We start from the raw sequence: 16,521 nt of genomic DNA on the forward strand, positions 1-16,521 counted from the left end.
AATTCAAAAGCAAATGCACGGACAGCGATGTCTGTTGATGAGCCGCACCCGCGGTGGCACCTGGATCGCGTTCGCGAGGATGACGGGCTCTGAAGACATTGCATGCCGTGGCCGGACAAATCAACAGTTATCGCTACTTGAGCCAAAGCAAACCATTCATGGCACACCTGCCGCCGGCCAAAAAAAGCGCCCGCGTTGGCGGGCGCCTGTGGGGACCGGGTCCGACCGGATGTGCGGGCGGGCTCATTGGCGCGGCATGTTCTGGTATTGGACCACGGACTCGCGCCGGGTCTGGCCGGCGCGCAGCTGCTCATAGCGCGCGAGGGCAGCACGGTAGTCGCCCACGTATTCCCGGTCGATCTCGGACGATGACGCGGGCCAGAAGCTCAGGCCGGCGCGGTGCCAATTCTCAAGGTCGGCCAGCACTTCGGCGCGGCTCAGGCCCATGCCGGTCGCGGCCTGCCCCGTGGGTGCGGCAGCGCTGTCGCCCTGGGCCATGGCGAAACCCGTCATACCCCCGAGCATGGCCGCCAAAAGCATCAAGCGATTTTGCATAGCACATCCTTTCCACTCCGTTGACAACACAAACCACGATTGACAAATTCAGCAATCGCGATTAGACGGATTGAAAACTATGCGCCTTCCAAGGGCCTTGATGTGGCATTTTTTTACCGATCCAGGCAAGCGGCGTAACCGGACATGACGGACATCAAGCGGGCGGTGCGGGGCCCCTGCCCTGGATTACGGCCTGCGCCCTTGGCCCCGTCATCCCCGCGCAAGCGGGGATCCACAGCGGTGACGAATCAACTGGTTGTGTGGCACCTGGATCCCCGCTTGCGCGGGGATGACGGTGGGCTTTGCAGGCGTCGCTACTGGAGCCACCAAACCAGCATCACGCCGCACCCAGATGCGGCACGAGCGCGCCGGTCGGCTGGCCGTTCTTGAGCGCAGCCGTGAAGGCCAGCATGCGGTCGATGGGCTGGCGCGCGCGCGGGATGATGGCCGGGTCCACGTGGATGGCGTTGGCGCCCGTCTCGAGCACGCGCGCCACGTCGGCCAGGCCGTTCATGGCCATCCAGGGGCAGTGGGCGCAGCTCTTGCAGGTGGCGCTGTTGCCGGCGGTGGGCGCCTCGTAGAAGGTCTTGCCCGGGTTGAGCTGGCGCAGCTTGTGCATCATGCCCTTGTCGGTGGCGACGATGAACTCGGTGGCGTCGAGCTCGCGCGCGGCCTTGAGGATGGCGCTGGTCGAGCCCACGGCGTCGGCCAGGGCGATGACCTCGGCCGGGCTCTCGGGGTGCACCAGCACCTTGGCCTGGGGGTGCTCTTTTTTCAGCAGCTCGAGCTCGAGCGCCTTGAACTCGTCGTGCACGATGCAGGCGCCGTTCCAGAACACCATGTCGGCGCCGGTCTCGCGCCGGATGTAGTCGCCCAGATGGCGGTCGGGCGCCCAGAGGATCTTGTGGCCCGCGTCCTTGAGCGCGCGCACGATGTCGAGCGCGCAGCTCGATGTGACCAACCAGTCCGAGCGCGCCTTCACGGCCGCGCTGGTGTTGGCATAGACGACAACGGTGCGGTCCGGGTGCTGGTCGCAGAAGGCGCTGAACTCGTCGACCGGGCAGCCCAGGTCCAGCGAGCAGGTGGCGTCCAGGTCGGGCATGAGCACGGTCTTCTCGGGCGAGAGGATCTTGGCCGTCTCGCCCATGAAGCGCACGCCGCTCACCACCAGCGTCTGGGCCGCATGGTCACGGCCAAAGCGCGCCATTTCCAGCGAATCGCTGACGATGCCGCCCGTTTCCTCGGCCAGGTCCTGCAGGTCCGGGTGCACGTAGTAGTGCGAGACCATGACGGCGTTCTTCTCTTTCAGCAGGCGGCGGATCTTGTCCTTGAGCAGCGCGCGCTCGGCCGGCGACGGCTCGGGCGGCACGCGCGCCCAGGCGTGCTTGGTGGAGCAGACGGCGCCCTCGGCAGGCTGCTCGTACTCGACTTCTTTGATGGTCATCGGGGTATTCATTTCAGTGCTCCTTCTGCCCACGCCCCATGCAACCGGCACGCGCCAGGCCAGCAGACGCCGTGCAAGGGCCGCCCCGCAGCACTGGCGTCGTCCCCCTGCCCGCAGCGCGCAGCGCCGCGAGAGCGGGGGGAAGGCGCGCAGCGCCTCAGGGGGGTGTTGTCAGTGCTCCATCTCCTCCAGGCGCATGGAAAAGTCCGTGGCCTTCACGTCCTTGGTCAGCGCTCCAATGGAGATGCGGTCCACGCCGGTTTCTGCAAGGGCGCGCACGCTCTCGAGCGTCACGCCGCCGGAGATTTCCAGCACGGCGCGCCCGGCGTTGATCTGCACGGCCTCGCGCAGCTGCGCCAGCGGCATGTTGTCCAGCAGCACCATCCTGGCGCCCGCATCCAGCGCCTCGCGCAGCTGATCCAAGGTCTCCACCTCGATCTCGATGAAGGCGGCGCGCGCGGCCACGGCCTCGGTGGCGCGCAGCACGGGGGTCACGCCGCCGGCGGCGGCGATGTGGTTTTCCTTGATCAGCACGGCGTCGTGCAGGCCGATGCGGTGGTTCACGCCGCCGCCCACATGCACGGCGTACTTCTGCGCCAGGCGCAGGCCGGGGATGGTCTTGCGCGTGTCCACGATCTGCGCGCGCGTGCCCTGGACGGCCGCCACGTACACGGCGGTCTTGGTGGCCACGGCCGAGAGCAGCTGCAGAAAGTTGATGGCCGTGCGCTCGGCCGACAGCAGCGCACGCGCGTCGCCCTCGGCCTCCAGTACCACCTGGTCGGCGGCGCAGCGCTGGCCCTCGGCCACATGCCAGGTGATGCGCACATCGGGGTCGAGCGCGCGCAGCGCGGCCTCGGCCCAGGGGGCGCCGCAGATCACGGCGGACTCGCGCGCCAGGATGCGCGCACGCGCACGGCGGCCTTGGGGCACCAGGGCGGCGGTCAGGTCACCGCTGCCCACATCTTCTTGCAGCGCGCGTTGCACGTCTTCGCGCACCTGCGCGGCAATGGAATCGGGAGTCATCACGGGGTCACAGTCGTTCTGTACGGGGGGCCCAAGGATAGCCGCATGGCAGGGGGTGCCTCATGCGCATGGGCAAATCCCCATGGGGGCGCATGGCACGCACGCATGGCTTCAAGCAAAAATCGGCCCCAGTGCCCGTCCATCAAGCGCAAGCAGCTATCAAAAGAAAAGCATCACAGGCAATGACGCCCATCGCGTGCATGGCCATGGGCCACACCGGCCAGGGAATGCGCCTAGACTCCCGGCATTTTTCAGCCCGCGCCACGAAAGACCGATCATGACCAGTGCCAACACCGCACCCGGGACGCCCTACGGCACGATACCGCCCGCCTCTCCCCTGCCCCAGCGCCGCCCCATCAGCCTGCCGCGCCTGGCGCAGATGCGCGCGGCCGGCGAGAAGATCACCATGCTCACCGCCTACGACGCCACCTTTGCCGCCGTGGCCGACGCGGCCGGGGTGGAAACCATACTTGTGGGCGACTCGCTGGGCATGGTCTGCCAGGGTCTGCCGAGCACCGTGGGCGTGTCGCTGGACACCATGGCCTACCACACCGAGAGCGTGACGCGCGGCCTGCGCCGCGTGCAGGGCACGGCCTGGGTGGTGGCCGACCTGCCCTTCGGCAGCTACCACGAATCGCGCGAGCAGGCCCTCAGAAGCGCCAGCCGCCTGATGCAGGCGGGCGCGCACATGGTCAAGCTCGAGGGCGGCGGCTGGACGGCGCCCACGGTGCAGTTCCTCGTCGAGCGCGGCATCCCCGTCTGCGCCCACCTGGGCCTGACCCCGCAGACGGTGCACGCCCTGGGCGGCTACCGCGTGCAGGGCAAGGACGACGAGGCCGCCCAGCAGCTGCGCCGCCACGCCCTGGAGCTGCAGGACGCGGGCGCCGCCATGCTGGTGCTGGAGATGGTGCCCGCGCAGCTGTCGGCCAGCCTGACACAGGAGCTGGCGCACTGCCACACCATAGGCATAGGCGCGGGCAGCGGCACGGCCGGCCAGGTGCTGGTGATGCACGACATGCTCGGCGTGAACCTGGGCAAGATGGCAAAGTTCGTGCACAACTTCATGCAGGACGCGGGCAGCGTCAAGGGCGCCATGGAGGCCTATGTGCGCGCCGTGAAGAACGGCAGCTTCCCCGACGACAGCCTGCACGCCTGGTGACCTCTCATGCAAATCACTCGCACCCTTCCCGAACTGCGCGCCGCCCTGGCCGCGCGCCCCGGCCGCCCGGCCTTTGTGCCCACCATGGGCAATCTGCACGACGGCCATATCGCCCTGGTGCGCCAGGCAAGGCCGCTCGGCGACACGCTCGTCACGAGCATCTTCGTGAACCGCCTGCAGTTTCTGCCACACGAGGATTTCGATAGCTACCCGCGCACCTGGGACGCCGACTGCGCCAGGCTGGAGGCCGCGGGCTGCGACATCGTCTTCGCGCCGCGCGAGACCGACCTGTACCCCGAGCCGCAGACCTTCAAGGTGCAGCCCGACGCGCAGCTGGCCGACATGCTGGAGGGGCATTTCCGCCCCGGCTTCTTCACCGGCGTGTGCACCGTGGTCATGAAGCTGTTCTCGGCCGTGTTCTTCGCCAGCGGCGGCGGCACGGCCGTGTTCGGCAAGAAGGACTACCAGCAGCTCATGGTGATACGCCACATGGTGCGGCAGTTCGCCCTGCCCGTGGACATCGTCGCCGGCGACACCGCGCGCGCCGCCGACGGCCTGGCGCTGAGCTCGCGCAACGGCTACCTGAGCGAAGCCGAACGCGCCCAGGCCGTGCAGCTGTCCCAGGCGCTCAAGGCACTGGCCCAGGCCACGCTGGCCCCGGGCGCGGCGCCGCTGCCTGACCTGGAGCAGCAGGCCATGGCGCAACTGACCCAGCAGGGCTGGACGCCCGACTACCTCACCGTGCGCCGGCGCAGCGACCTGCAGCCGCCCACGCCGGGCGACGCCGCCGCCGGCACGCTGGTGGCGCTGGGCGCGGCGCGGCTCGGGGGCACGCGCCTGATCGACAACCTGGAGTTCTAGAACCGGCCGTGACTGGCCGTGGCTTGATGTGGAGTGCCCGCCGATCGGCGGGCACGTGCCGATCTACTCGATGTTCTGCACCTGCTCGCGCATCTGCTCGATGAGCACCTTCATGTCCACGCTGATGCGCGTGAGCTCCATGGCCGCGGACTTCGAGCCCAGGGTGTTGGCCTCGCGGTGCAGCTCCTGAATCAGGAAGTCCAGGCGCTTGCCGACCTCGCCGCCCTTGTTCAGCAGGCGCTCGATCTCGTCCAGGTGCGACTGCAGGCGCGTGATTTCCTCGGCCACGTCGATGCGGATGGCAAAGGCCGTGGCCTCGGTCAGCGCGCGGTCCTGTGCGGCCTCGGGGACGGTGGCGCCCTCGGCGAGCTGCATGGCTTCCTTCCAGCGTTCCATGAAGCGCTGGCGCTGCTGCTCCACGAGCTGCGGCACCAGCGGGCCGGCCTGCTGCGCCAGCGCGCGCAGCTGCTGCAGCCGGTCGTGCAGCATGGTGGCCAGGCGCTCGCCCTCGCGCAGGCGGGCCGCGACCATGTCGTCGAGCGCGCGGCGCGCCAGCTCCTGCACGGGCTCGCCCCAGTCCTGCTCGGGCGCGTCGGCATTCGCGCACAGGCGCAGGGCCTCGGCCACGCTCAGGGGGGTGGCCTCGGGCAGCCAGGAGCGCACGGCCTCCTGCACGGCCTCAAGGCGCTGCAGCAGCCGGGGCGTGGGCTCGGCCAGGGCGGAGGATTCCTCGCTGTCCACAAAGGCGCGCACCTCGACCTTGCCGCGCTTGAGGCGCTGCGTGACCAAGGCGCGCAGCGCGGGCTCCTGCGCGCGCAGCTCGTCGGACAGTCGCAGCGACAGGTCGAGAAAGCGGCTGTTGACGGAGCGTATTTCCAGGCCCAGGCGGCGAGCATTGCCGGGCCTGCCCTCGGCCGCTGCGCCCACGCTTTGCTGCAGGCTGGCGTATCCGGTCATGCTGTAAACTGCCATGAGACTCTTTGGTGGTTGGTTGCTTGCAATCCGGCGATTATCCGGGTTCCCACTGGCGCCTGCGTCCGCTCTTGCTGCCTATGTCGAAGATCAAACCCGCTCCTCTGCCCACGAACACCATGATCGGTGGCTACCGCGTGGTGCGCAAACTGGCGGCCGGCGGTTTCGGCGTGGTCTATCTGGCCGTGGACGCCGAGGGCCAGCAGGTGGCCATCAAGGAATACCTGCCCGCGTCGCTGGCCACGCGTGCACCGGGCGAGCTGCTGCCCCAGGTGCAGCCCGAAAAGCTCTCGCTGTACCGCCTGGGCCTCAAGAGCTTCTTCGAGGAGGGGCGTTCGCTGGCGCAGATCTCGCACCCCTCCGTGGTGAGCGTGCTCAACTTCTTCCGCGAGAACGAGACCGTCTACATGGTGATGAACCACCTGGAGGGCGCGTCCCTGCAGGACTTCATCATCACGGCGCGCGAGCTCAAGGCGCAGAAGGTGTTTCGCGAGTCCACGATCCGCTCGCTGTTCGACGAGGTGCTGCGCGGGCTGCGCATCGTGCACCAGCACAAGATGCTGCACCTGGACATCAAGCCAGCCAACATCTTCATCACCGACGACAACCGCGCCGTGATGATCGACTTCGGCGCGGCGCGCGAGGTGCTGTCCAAGGAGGGCAACTTCATACGCCCCATGTACACGCCCGGCTTTGCCGCGCCCGAGATGTACCGGCGCGACGCGATGATGGGCCCCTGGACCGACATCTACGCCATAGGCGCCTGCATCTACGCCTGCATGCAGGGCTTTCCGCCCGCGGAGGCGCCGCAGCGCCAGGAGAAGGACCGGCTGACGCTGGCGCTGAGCAAGCTGCGCGGCATCTACTCGGACAACCTCATCGAGGTCGTGGAATGGTGCATGGCGCTGGATCCGCTGTCGCGCCCGCAGTCGGTCTTTGCGCTGCAGAAGGAGCTCTCGCGCGAGGGCGAGCGCCGCTACACCAAGCTCAGCGTGACCGAGAAGATGCGCATGCAGCTCGATTCGCTCGTGACCGAGACCAAGAAGAGCCTGCACAAGCCCGGTCAGACGACGAACGCAGGGCGCTCCAAATGAAGTTCTCCGTCTTCCAGCTCAGCCGCCGCGGCGGGCGCGAGAAGAACGAGGACCGCATGGGCTATTGCTACACGCGCGAGTCGGCATTGTTCGTGGTCGCCGACGGCATGGGCGGCCACCCGCGCGGCGAGGTCGCCGCGCAGATCGCGATACAGACGGTCTCCTCCATGTTCCAGCGCGAGGCCCGGCCCACGCTGAAGAACGTGCCCGAGTTTCTGTCGGCCGCCCTGCTCGGCGCGCACCGCCAGATCCTGCGCTACGGCAACGACAAGGGCATGCTGGACACGCCGCGCACCACGCTGGTCCTGGCCGTGGTGCAGGCCGGCTGCGCCCATGCCATCCACTGCGGCGATTCGCGCCTGTACCTGGTGCGCAAGGGCAGGATTCTCGTGCGCACGCGCGACCACTCCTATCAGGAGCTGCGCAACGTCGCCGCGCCGGGGCTCAAGAATGTCAACCGCAACGTGCTGTTCTCCTGCCTGGGCTCGCCCACCAAGCCGCTGTTCGACGAGACCACGGCGCTGCCGCTGGAACAGGGCGATCGCATGCTGCTGTGCTCCGACGGCCTGTGGAGTCAGGTCAGCGACGAGCTGATCGCGCACGAGCTCGACCGCCAGGATGTGGCGCATGCCGTGCCAGATCTCGTCGAGGCGGCCCTGCGCAATGCCGGCAACGCCAGCGACAACGTGACCGCCGTGGCCATGGAATGGGAGATGCCCAACGCCGCGCAGGAATCGCAGAGCGGCGTGTCCACGGACAGCATCAACGACGAGGTGTTCGCCTCCACCATCCAGTCCGGCCCGCTCGACGGCCTTGTCGACGATCTGGACGACGAGGCCATCGAGCGCTCGATCGCAGAGATCAACGCGGCCATCAAGCGCACGGCCGCGCGCAAGTCGTAGTCCACCCCGCCGCGCCTTCTGCTTGCCACTTTTGCAACCCTTGCCACCGGCAGCCGTCCCGGCCCTGCCAGCCCTTGAATCCACGCCCACATGACAACCACCACAACCCCCACCCGCCCCGGCGGCCGCGCCGCCGACCAGCTGCGCCCCATACGTATCACCCGCCACTACACCATGCACGCCGAGGGCTCGGTGCTCATCGAGTTCGGCAACACGCGCGTGCTGTGCACGGCCTCGGTCGAGGAAAAGGTGCCGCCGCACAAGCGCGGCAGCGGCGAGGGCTGGGTGACGGCCGAATACGGCATGCTGCCGCGCGCCACGCACCAGCGCAGCGACCGCGAGGCCGCGCGCGGCAAGCAGAGCGGGCGCACACAGGAGATCCAGCGCCTGATAGGCCGCAGCCTGCGCGCGGTGTTCGACCTCAAGGCCCTTGGCGAGCGCACGATTCAAATCGACTGCGACGTCATCCAGGCCGACGGCGGCACGCGCACGGCCGCCATCACGGGCGCCTGGGTCGCGGCCCAGGACGCCGTGGCCACGCTGCTGGCCGCGGGCAAGATCGCCGCCTCGCCCCTCACGGGCGCCGTGGCCGCGGTGTCCGTGGGCATCGTGGACGGCCAGCCGCTCCTGGACCTGGAATATGTCGAGGACGTGGCCTGCGACACCGACATGAACGTCGTCATGACCGGCGCCGGCCATTTCGTGGAGGTGCAGGGCACGGCCGAGGGCGCGGCCTTCTCGCGCGCCGAGATGGACCGGCTGCTGGCCCTCGCCGAAAAGGGCATTGCCGAGCTCGTGCGGCTGCAGCAGGAATCACTCCGCAATTGATAGCTGCTTGCGCTTGATACACAAGTGCAAACGGCCATTTTGACCATGAAACTCGTACTCGCATCCAACAACCGCGGCAAGCTCGCCGAACTGCAGGCCATGCTCGCGCCCCTGGGCGTGGAGCTCATCGCCCAGGCCGATCTGGGCGTGGGCGAGGCCGAGGAGCCGTTTCACACCTTCGTCGAGAACGCACTGGCCAAGGCGCGCTTTGCCAGCGCCCACACAGGCCTGCCCGCGCTGGCCGATGACGCGGGCCTGTGCGTCGCGGCCTTCGGCGGCCTGCCGGGCGTGCAGACCGCCTACTACGCCACCCAGTTCGGCTACGAGAAGAGCGACGCCAACAACGTGCGCGCGCTGCTCGAGCAGATGAAAGACGTGGACGACCGCAGCGCCGCCATGGTCAGCACCCTGGTGGCCGTGCGCAGCCCGCAGGACCCCGAGCCGCTGATCGCCGTGGGCCGCGTGGCCGGCGAGATCGCCCCCGCGCCGCGCGGCACGGGCGGCTTCGGCTTCGACCCGGTGATGATCCTGCCCGCCTTCGGCAAGACCTTTGCCGAGCTGCCCACCGAGGTCAAGAACGCCCACAGCCACCGCGGCCAGGCGGCGGCGCAGATGCTGGCGCTCATGCGCGCGCACTGGTTTGCCAGCGATACAAAAAAGTGAGCTGCCTGCGCTTGCCACACGGTGATTTCGAGGTATTTTCACTTGAAACCATTGTGAATCAAGCGCGAGCAGCTATCGTTTTTAAGTCCAGAGAAACAGCCTCCTAGAAAGCGCGATCTGCGCAGAGCCCGTCATCCCCGCGCAGGCGGGGATCCACTGCGGCCAGGATTCAACAGCGTGGGTGGCGCACCTGGATCCCCGCCTGCGCGGGGATGACGGCGGTTTCTCCTTCAACAAGAATCGCCACCTGAGCCGTTTTGATGACGCCATGAGCATCCCCATCACCCCCACATCGGGCAGCGCCCCGCGCGACGTGCAGCACTACATGCGCGCCGGCCTGCTGCAGCTGACCAGCCTGCCGCCGCTGTCGCTCTACGTGCACCTGCCCTGGTGCCTGCGCAAATGCCCGTACTGCGACTTCAACTCGCACGAGTCGCGCGGCGAGCTGCCCGAGGCGCGCTACCTCGACGCGCTGGTGGCCGACCTCGAGGCCGCCCTGCCCCTGATCTGGGGCCGCACGGTGCAGACCATCTTCATCGGCGGCGGCACGCCCAGCCTGTTCTCGCCCGAGTCCATAGACCGGCTGCTGGGCGACATCCGTGCGCGCCTGCGGCTGGAGGCGGGCTGCGAGGTCACGCTCGAGGCCAACCCCGGCACCTTCGAGAAAGAGCGCTTTCGCGCCTACCGCGGCGCGGGCGTCACGCGCCTGTCGGTGGGCGTGCAGAGCTTCAACGACCGGCACCTGAAGGCCCTGGGCCGCGTGCACGACCGTGCCCAGGCCCTGGCCGCCGTCGAGGAGGCCGCGCAGGCGTTTGAGACCTTCAACCTCGACATCATGTACGCCCTGCCCGGCCAGACGCCGGCCGAGCAGGAAGAGGACATGCGCCAGGCGCTGGCGTTCGCGCCGCCGCATCTGTCCATCTACCACCTGACGATAGAGCCCAACACCTACTTCGCCAAGCATCCGCCGGCCCTGCCCGAGGACGACCAGGCCTGGGCCATGCTCGACCGCATCACGGAGATGACGGGCGCCGCCGGCATGGCGCGCTACGAGGTCTCGGCCTACGCGCGGGGCGGCCACCAATGCCAGCACAACCGCAACTACTGGCAGTTCGGCGACTATCTGGGCATTGGCGCGGGCGCGCACAGCAAGCTCAGCTTTGCCCACCGCGTCGTGCGCCAGGTGCGCCTGCGCGACCCGCAGCTCTACATGACCGGCGCCCTGGCCGGCCGCGCCATCGCTCAGGACGAGGACGTGCGCCGCGCCGACCTGCCGTTCGAATTCATGCTCAACGCCCTGCGCCTGCGCGAGGGCTTTGCGCTGCAGGACTTCACCGAGCGCACGGGCCTGGCCGTCACCGCCATCGCCAAGGGTCTGCAGGAGGCCGAGGCGAAGGGTCTTGTCACACGCGACATGGGACGCGTGCGCCCGACCGAGCGCGGCTTTGACTTCCTGAGCGACCTGCAGGCGCTGTTTCTCTCTGACTGAAGACCCGGTCAGCCGCAGCGCACGGCCACCACCTTGCCGCCGCCATCCACCTCCAGGCTCAGGCGCTCGGCATTGAACTCCAGCGTCACCGGCCGGCCCGGATAGATCACGCGCGCCATGCGCGCGCCCGAGCGCACGCGCGCCTCCTCCACCACGCGCGCCGTGCCGCTCTTGCCCAGGGCCCATTGCGCGCCCTGCGCGTCGCATTGCCCCCCCACAGGCGCCGCGCCCGCATCCCCTGGCCGCGCTGCGCCCCCAGGCGCCCACGGCGCACACCCGCCAAGCACCAAGGCCGCCGTGGCCACCAACGCACCCGCATGCACTCCATACCGCATATCCACTCCCAGGCAAAAGGCGAAACCTTAGCCCAGAGCGTGCACGACAGCCGTCAGCATCGGTAACGCGCCCTCATGGCGCCGCGACGCTGGACACCAGCCCCATGATGCGGGCGGGAGACATGGGCGTACGCTTGCTGCCTTCCATTCCGGCCCGCCCACTCGTCACTGGTCCAACTGGATATTGGCCGCCTTGATGACACCGCTCCAGAGCTTCTGCTCCGAACGCACGAAGGCTGTGAACTCGGCGGGTGCCATGGGCATCGGCTCGATGCCCAGTTCCTCCAGCCTGGCGCGCATCTCGGGATGCCGGAGCGCGGCCACCAGATCCTTGTTGAGCCTGTTCACCACCGATTCAGACAGCTGGGCCGGGCCGATGAAACCCTGCCACGCATAGGCCTCGAAGCCGGGTATGCCGACCTCGGCAAGCGTGGGCACATCGGGCAGCAGGGGCAGGCGCTGTGGCGTGGCGACGGCCAGAACGCGCACCTTGCCACTCTTGATCATCGACAGGCTGGGTGGCAGATCGGTGAACATGGTCTGCACCTGGCCGGCCATGAGGTCCTGCAGCGCCGGGGCCGAGCCCTTGTAGGGAACATGCATCAGGTCCGTGCCCGTGCGCTGTTTGAACAGCTCGAGCGCCACATGCTGCGGCGAGCCGGTGCCGGGCGTGGCAAAGGAAATGCTGCCGGGGGACTTCTTCACAAGAGCCAGGAACTCCTGCACGTTCCTGGCCGGAAAGCCGGGCGTGACGGCCAGTACCAGCGGCATCTTGCCCAGCCCGCCGATCAGCGTGAAGTCCTTGTCGGCGTTGTAGGTCAGTGATTTGTACATCACCGGGTTGAACGCCAGCGTGCCCGAATCGGCCGTTCCGACGGTGTAACCATCAGGGGCCGAGCGCGCGATCTGGGTGGCTCCGATGATGGTGGCCGCGCCCGGCCTGTTGTCGACCACAACGGGCTGCCCCAGGTCCGTCCCCATGCGCGTGGCGAGATTGCGCGCAATCACGTCGGTGGTGCCGCCGGGGGCATAGGGCACGATCCATTTGACGGGCTGGCTGGGGTAGTTGGCCTGGGCTTGGGCGCTCATGCTGCACGCGAACAGCGCAACAGCCGCCGCATGGGCGAAAGGGTTCATGGTGTCTCCTTGGATGGGGGTTGGCGGTCAGCGCCCGCACGCCTTGCGCCAGGCGGCGAAGTCGGCGCGGCTTTGTTCGTCCGTGGGGGGGTACAGGCCCAGGATGGAGCGGCCCTCCATGACCTTTTCCTGAACGAAATCCTCGAACACGGTCATCTCGGTGGCCTCGGCGGCGATCTCGTCGGCCAGATGGGCGGGGATCACGACCACGCCCTCGGCATCGCCCACGATCACGTCGCCCGGGAACACCGGCGCGTCGCCGCAGCCTATGGGGCCGTTGATCTCGATGGCCTCGTGCAGCGTCAGGTTGGTGGGGGCGCTGGGGCGGCAGTGGTAGGCGGGCATGGCGTATCTGGCGATGTCCGGGCTGTCGCGAAAGCCGCCGTCGGTGACCACGCCGGCCACGCCGCGCTGCATGAGGCGCGCCAGCAGGATGCCGCCGGCCGAGGCGGCGCGCGCGTCCTTGCGGCTGTCGATCACCATCACGGCGCCGCGCGGGCATTCCTCCACCGCCTTGCGCTGCGGATGGTCGCGGTTCTGGAACACGGCAATGCCGTTGCGGTCCTCGCGCGCCGGCATGTAGCGCAGCGTGAAGGCCTCGCCCACCATGTTGGGCAGATCGGGGTTGAGCGGCTGCACACCCTGTATCGTCTGGTTGCGCAGGCCGCGCTTGAACAGGGCGGTACACAGGGTGGCGGTGCTGACCTTCATCAGCTGTGCGCGGGTTTGGGGATTCATGCTGTGCCTCCAGTCAAAAGATGTCGGGCTCCGGCACGGGCCGGCCGAAGCTGGTTTCCAGGAAGTCGAAGTCGCAGCCCTCGTTGGCCTGCCGGATGTGCCGCCCGAACATCCAGCCGTAGCCGCGCTCGTAGCGCGGCGGCGGCGGCGTCCAGGCGGCCTTGCGCGCGGCCAGCTCCTCCTCGCTGACCTCGAGGTGGATGCTGCGCGCCGGCACGTCCACGGTGATGCGGTCGCCCGTCTTCACGAGCGCCAGCGGCCCGCCGATGGCCGCCTCGGGCGAGCAGTGCAGCAGGCAACCGCCGTAGCTGGTGCCGCTCATGCGCGCGTCGGACAGGCGCAGCATGTCCGTCACGCCCTGCCTGAGCAGCTTGGTGGGAATGGGCAGCATGCCCCATTCGGGCATGCCGGCGCCCAGCGGGCCGGCGTTGCGCAGCACCAGGATGTCGTCGCCGGTAACGTCGAGCTCCGGATCCTCGACCGCGCGCTTGAGCGCCGGATAGTCGTCGAACACCAGGGCGCGCCCCGTGTGCTGCAGCAGGTGCGGCGCGCAGGCGCTGGGCTTGATGACCACGCCATCGGGCGCGAGGTTGCCCTTGAGTACCGCAAGCGCGCCTTCGGCGTAGATCGGCCGGTCGAGCGGGCGGATCACGTCGTCGTTGTAGACCTCGCTGCCGGCGATGTTCTCGCCGAGGGTCTTGCCGTTGACCGTGAGCGCCTCGGTCTGCAGGTGGCCGCGGATGCGCTCGAGCATGGCGCGCAGGCCGCCGGCGTAGAAGAAGTCCTCCATCAGATAGGCATCGCCGCTGGGCCGGATGTTGGCAATCACCGGCACGCGGCGGCTGGCGGCGTCGAAGTCGGCCAGGCTGACCGGGTGGCCCGCACGGCGCGACATGGCGATCAGGTGAATGATGGCGTTGGTGGAGCAGCCCATGGCCATGGCGCAGGCGATGCCGTTTTCGAAGTTGGCGCGCGTGAGCAGCTTCGCGGGCGTGAGGTCGTCCCACACCATCTCGACGATGCGGCGGCCGCAGGCCGCACTCATGCGTACATGGCTGGCGTCGGCGGCGGGGATGCTGCTCGCGCCCGGCAGCGTCAGGCCCACGGCCTCGGCAATGCCCATCATGGTGGCGGCCGTGCCCATGGTCATGCAGGTGCCGTGGCTGCGGGCAATGCCGGCCTCCATCTCGCGCCAGGCCTGCTCGGGCAGGCGGCCCGCGCGGCGCTCGTCCCAGTACTTGAAGGCATCCGAGCCCGAGCCCAGCACCTTGCCCTTCCAGTTGCCGCGCAGCATGGGCCCGGCGGGCAGGTAGATGAAGGGAATGCCCATGGACAGCGCGCCCATGGTCAGGCCCGGTGTGGTCTTGTCGCAGCCACCCATCAGCACCGCGCCGTCCACCGGATGGCTGCGCAGCAGCTCCTCGGTCTCCATGGCCAGGAAGTTGCGGTAGAGCATGGTGGTGGGCTTGACCATGCTCTCGGACAGGGAGATGGCCGGCAGCTCCAGCGGAAAGCCGCCGGCCTGCAGCACGCCGCGCTTGACGTCCTCGACGCGCTGCTTGAAGTGCATGTGGCACTGGTTGGCGTCGCTCCAGGTGTTGACGATGGCAATGATGGGCTTGCCCACCCAGTCCTCGTAGCCATAGCCCATCTGCAGCACGCGCGAGCGGTGGCCGAAGGAGCGAAAGTCGTCGGGTGCGAACCAGCGCGCGCTGCGCAGGCTTTCGTAGGGGCGTTTCATGGGAGCGTCTCCTGCGGCCGGACCGGGCCTGGACCCGGACGGAGCACATGCAATGGGAAGTCCCCACCGCGCATTGATTTATATAGAAACATAGTCCAAGGCTTATGCATAAAGCCTCTACAGCTACAACAACAATAGTGATTTGATGTCATCTACAAGACCTTGCCCGGGTTCATCAAGCCTCGCGGATCGAGTGCCTGCTTGATGCGACGCATCACCTCGAGCTCGACCGGCGTCTTGTAGAGGGGCATCTCGTGGCGCTTGAGCTGGCCTATGCCGTGCTCGGCGCTGATGCTGCCGCGCAGCGCCGCCACGGCGTCGTGGATCAGCTGGTTGACGGCGTCGGTCTCGCGCTGCCAGGTGGCGGGTGGCATGCCGGCCGGTGCGCTGACGTTGAAGTGCAGATTGCCGTCGCCCAGGTGCCCGTAGACGATGGGCCGCGCGCCGGGGAAGGCCTGCAGCAGCCGCGGCAGCATCTGCTCGACAAAGCCGGGGATGCGCGAGATCGGCAGCGCGATGTCGTGCTTGATGTTGCCGCCATCCATCTGCTGGGCATGGGTGATGTTCTCGCGCAGCATCCACAACGTCTGGCCCTGCGCCAGATTGCCGGCCAGGGCAACATCCTCCAGACATTCCTCCTCCAGGCAGGCCATCAACGCGGCCTGCATCGCCTCGCGCAGGGCGTCATCGCTGTCACCGTCGGCGGCCTCCATCAGGACATACCAGGGCCAGTCTCCCTCCAACGGGGCCGGGGTGTCAGGGAAGTAGCGGCGCACCAGCGCGATCGCCTCGCCGGAAATCAGCTCGAAGGCGGCAAAGCGCTCGCCCAGCCGCCCACGCATGGCGCCCAGCAGCCGCACGGCCTGCGCGATCGACAACACGCCGGCAAAGGCGACAACCTCGGCGCTGGGCGCCGGAAACAGCTTGACCGTGGCCGCCGTGATGATGCCCAGCGTGCCCTCCGCGCCGATGAAGAGCTGCTTGAGGTCGTAGCCGGTGTTGTCCTTGCGCAGGCCGCGCAGCAGGTCCAGGCGCTCGCCATCCGGCAGCACCACCTCCAAGCCCAGCACCAGGTCGCGCATGTTGCCGTAGCGCAGCACCTGCACGCCGCCGGCATTGGTGGCGATGTTGCCGCCGATCTGGCAGGAGCCCTCGGCCCCCAGCGACAGGGGAAACAGCCGCCCGGCGGCGGCCGCCTGCTCCTGCAGGGTCTGCAGGATGCAGCCCGCCTCCACGGTCGCCGTGTTGTTCTCGGGGTCGATCTCCAGGATGCGGTTGAGCCGGCCGAGCTGCAGGATGGCCTGCGGGCCATTGGCCGTGGGCACCGACGCGCCGCACATGCCGGTATTGCCGCCCTGGGGGACGATGTGCACGCCGGTGCGCGCGGCCAGGCGCACGATGGCCTGCACCTCGCCGGTGTTGGCCGGGCGCAGCACTGCCAGCGCCGGGCCCTCGAACTTGTTGCGCCAGTCCCGGGTGTAGGCGGACAGATCGTCGCCGCGATCGGCAGACAGGACATGGGCCTCGCCGATGAGCGCACGCGCCTCGGCCAGCCAGGCTTGGGAATCGAAAGACATGGG

The 16,521-nt window shown here is 68.4% G+C and carries 16 protein-coding genes; 7 read left to right on the top strand and 9 right to left on the bottom strand.

Annotation, left to right across the window (positions count from 1 at the left end; translation table 11 throughout):
* Positions 1–243 precede the first annotated feature (243 nt).
* The 3 genes from ABUE11_RS14165 to nadC form a co-directional block, all read right to left on the bottom strand.
* Positions 244–513, bottom strand: coding sequence for a hypothetical protein (locus ABUE11_RS14165; RefSeq protein ID WP_367065920.1), 270 nt, complete (start codon positions 511–513; stop codon positions 244–246).
* Between the two features lie 379 nt (positions 514–892).
* The gene (gene nadA, locus ABUE11_RS14170; protein ID WP_367065921.1) at positions 893–2,011 is read right to left on the bottom strand and encodes a quinolinate synthase NadA; all 1,119 of its coding nucleotides are present in this window, start codon (positions 2,009–2,011) and stop codon (positions 893–895) included.
* 159 nt (positions 2,012–2,170) lie between these two features.
* Complete coding sequence (gene nadC, locus ABUE11_RS14175; RefSeq protein WP_367065922.1) at positions 2,171–3,022, bottom strand: carboxylating nicotinate-nucleotide diphosphorylase; 852 nt, start codon at positions 3,020–3,022, stop codon at positions 2,171–2,173.
* Between the two features lie 277 nt (positions 3,023–3,299).
* Here nadC and panB point away from each other — a divergent pair, with 277 nt between their 5' ends.
* Together panB and panC are read left to right on the top strand one after the other, a co-directional pair.
* Positions 3,300–4,181 (top strand): 3-methyl-2-oxobutanoate hydroxymethyltransferase, encoded by an 882-nt coding sequence (panB, locus tag ABUE11_RS14180; protein WP_367065924.1) that lies wholly within the window; start codon positions 3,300–3,302, stop codon positions 4,179–4,181.
* Positions 4,182–4,187: 6 nt separating this feature from the next.
* Positions 4,188–5,042 carry a pantoate--beta-alanine ligase gene (gene panC / locus ABUE11_RS14185; RefSeq protein WP_367065925.1) on the top strand — a complete coding sequence of 285 codons (855 nt, stop codon included), beginning with the start codon at positions 4,188–4,190 and terminating at the stop codon, positions 5,040–5,042.
* 63 nt (positions 5,043–5,105) lie between these two features.
* Here the strand turns inward: panC and ABUE11_RS14190 are convergent, their stop codons facing one another.
* Entirely contained in the window at positions 5,106–6,014 is a 909-nt protein-coding gene (locus ABUE11_RS14190; protein WP_367065926.1) for a YicC/YloC family endoribonuclease, read from the bottom strand.
* An 80-nt stretch (positions 6,015–6,094) separates the two neighbouring features.
* Between ABUE11_RS14190 and ABUE11_RS14195 the strand changes: the two genes are divergently transcribed.
* From ABUE11_RS14195 to hemW, 5 genes are all read left to right on the top strand, one after another.
* The gene (locus tag ABUE11_RS14195; RefSeq protein ID WP_367065927.1) at positions 6,095–7,108 is read left to right on the top strand and encodes a serine/threonine-protein kinase; all 1,014 of its coding nucleotides are present in this window, start codon (positions 6,095–6,097) and stop codon (positions 7,106–7,108) included.
* Positions 7,105–8,010, top strand: a complete 906-nt coding sequence (locus ABUE11_RS14200; protein WP_367065928.1) for a PP2C family serine/threonine-protein phosphatase — start codon at positions 7,105–7,107, stop codon at positions 8,008–8,010. Before ABUE11_RS14195 ends, ABUE11_RS14200 begins: the two co-directional genes overlap by 4 nt.
* Before the next feature lie 90 nt (positions 8,011–8,100).
* Positions 8,101–8,838 (top strand): ribonuclease PH, encoded by a 738-nt coding sequence (gene rph, locus ABUE11_RS14205; RefSeq protein ID WP_367065929.1) that lies wholly within the window; start codon positions 8,101–8,103, stop codon positions 8,836–8,838.
* A 45-nt stretch (positions 8,839–8,883) separates the two neighbouring features.
* The gene (rdgB, locus tag ABUE11_RS14210; protein ID WP_367065931.1) at positions 8,884–9,501 is read left to right on the top strand and encodes an RdgB/HAM1 family non-canonical purine NTP pyrophosphatase; all 618 of its coding nucleotides are present in this window, start codon (positions 8,884–8,886) and stop codon (positions 9,499–9,501) included.
* A gap of 268 nt (positions 9,502–9,769) precedes the next feature.
* A complete protein-coding gene (gene hemW / locus ABUE11_RS14215) occupies positions 9,770–10,990 on the top strand; it encodes a radical SAM family heme chaperone HemW (RefSeq protein ID WP_367065932.1) in 1,221 nt (406 codons plus the stop codon).
* 8 nt (positions 10,991–10,998) lie between these two features.
* On the opposite strand, the gene ABUE11_RS14220 is transcribed toward hemW, so the two are convergent.
* The 5 genes from ABUE11_RS14220 to ABUE11_RS14240 form a co-directional block, all read right to left on the bottom strand.
* Positions 10,999–11,325 carry an I78 family peptidase inhibitor gene (locus ABUE11_RS14220; protein WP_367065933.1) on the bottom strand — a complete coding sequence of 109 codons (327 nt, stop codon included), beginning with the start codon at positions 11,323–11,325 and terminating at the stop codon, positions 10,999–11,001.
* A gap of 165 nt (positions 11,326–11,490) precedes the next feature.
* A complete protein-coding gene (locus ABUE11_RS14225) occupies positions 11,491–12,414 on the bottom strand; it encodes a tripartite tricarboxylate transporter substrate binding protein (protein WP_367068827.1) in 924 nt (307 codons plus the stop codon).
* Positions 12,415–12,489: 75 nt separating this feature from the next.
* The gene (locus ABUE11_RS14230) at positions 12,490–13,200 is read right to left on the bottom strand and encodes a ribonuclease activity regulator RraA (RefSeq protein ID WP_367065935.1); all 711 of its coding nucleotides are present in this window, start codon (positions 13,198–13,200) and stop codon (positions 12,490–12,492) included.
* Positions 13,201–13,213: 13 nt separating this feature from the next.
* Entirely contained in the window at positions 13,214–14,941 is a 1,728-nt protein-coding gene (araD, locus tag ABUE11_RS14235; protein ID WP_367065936.1) for an L-arabinonate dehydratase, read from the bottom strand.
* 152 nt (positions 14,942–15,093) lie between these two features.
* The gene (locus ABUE11_RS14240; protein WP_367065937.1) at positions 15,094–16,518 is read right to left on the bottom strand and encodes an FAD-binding oxidoreductase; all 1,425 of its coding nucleotides are present in this window, start codon (positions 16,516–16,518) and stop codon (positions 15,094–15,096) included.
* Positions 16,519–16,521: the final 3 nt, after the last annotated feature.

It is taken from the genome of Oryzisolibacter sp. LB2S (assembly GCF_040732315.1).
Classification (GTDB): Bacteria; Pseudomonadota; Gammaproteobacteria; order Burkholderiales; family Burkholderiaceae_C; genus Alicycliphilus; species Alicycliphilus soli.

Excerpts from the sequence above, each read along its gene's own strand:
- ABUE11_RS14165 (WP_367065920.1), bottom strand. The coding sequence starts at position 513 with ATGACGGGTTTCGCCATGGCCCAGGGCGACAGCGCTGCCGCACCCACG.
- nadA (WP_367065921.1), bottom strand. The coding sequence starts at position 2,011 with ATGAATACCCCGATGACCATCAAAGAAGTCGAGTACGAGCAGCCTGCC.
- nadC (WP_367065922.1), bottom strand. The coding sequence starts at position 3,022 with ATGACTCCCGATTCCATTGCCGCGCAGGTGCGCGAAGACGTGCAACGC.
- panB (WP_367065924.1), top strand. The coding sequence starts at position 3,300 with ATGACCAGTGCCAACACCGCACCCGGGACGCCCTACGGCACGATACCG.
- panC (WP_367065925.1), top strand. The coding sequence starts at position 4,188 with ATGCAAATCACTCGCACCCTTCCCGAACTGCGCGCCGCCCTGGCCGCG.
- ABUE11_RS14190 (WP_367065926.1), bottom strand. The coding sequence starts at position 6,014 with ATGGCAGTTTACAGCATGACCGGATACGCCAGCCTGCAGCAAAGCGTG.
- ABUE11_RS14195 (WP_367065927.1), top strand. The coding sequence starts at position 6,095 with ATGTCGAAGATCAAACCCGCTCCTCTGCCCACGAACACCATGATCGGT.
- ABUE11_RS14200 (WP_367065928.1), top strand. The coding sequence starts at position 7,105 with ATGAAGTTCTCCGTCTTCCAGCTCAGCCGCCGCGGCGGGCGCGAGAAG.
- rph (WP_367065929.1), top strand. The coding sequence starts at position 8,101 with ATGACAACCACCACAACCCCCACCCGCCCCGGCGGCCGCGCCGCCGAC.
- rdgB (WP_367065931.1), top strand. The coding sequence starts at position 8,884 with ATGAAACTCGTACTCGCATCCAACAACCGCGGCAAGCTCGCCGAACTG.
- hemW (WP_367065932.1), top strand. The coding sequence starts at position 9,770 with ATGAGCATCCCCATCACCCCCACATCGGGCAGCGCCCCGCGCGACGTG.
- ABUE11_RS14220 (WP_367065933.1), bottom strand. The coding sequence starts at position 11,325 with ATGCGGTATGGAGTGCATGCGGGTGCGTTGGTGGCCACGGCGGCCTTG.
- ABUE11_RS14225 (WP_367068827.1), bottom strand. The coding sequence starts at position 12,414 with ATGAGCGCCCAAGCCCAGGCCAACTACCCCAGCCAGCCCGTCAAATGG.
- ABUE11_RS14230 (WP_367065935.1), bottom strand. The coding sequence starts at position 13,200 with ATGAATCCCCAAACCCGCGCACAGCTGATGAAGGTCAGCACCGCCACC.
- araD (WP_367065936.1), bottom strand. The coding sequence starts at position 14,941 with ATGAAACGCCCCTACGAAAGCCTGCGCAGCGCGCGCTGGTTCGCACCC.
- ABUE11_RS14240 (WP_367065937.1), bottom strand. The coding sequence starts at position 16,518 with ATGTCTTTCGATTCCCAAGCCTGGCTGGCCGAGGCGCGTGCGCTCATC.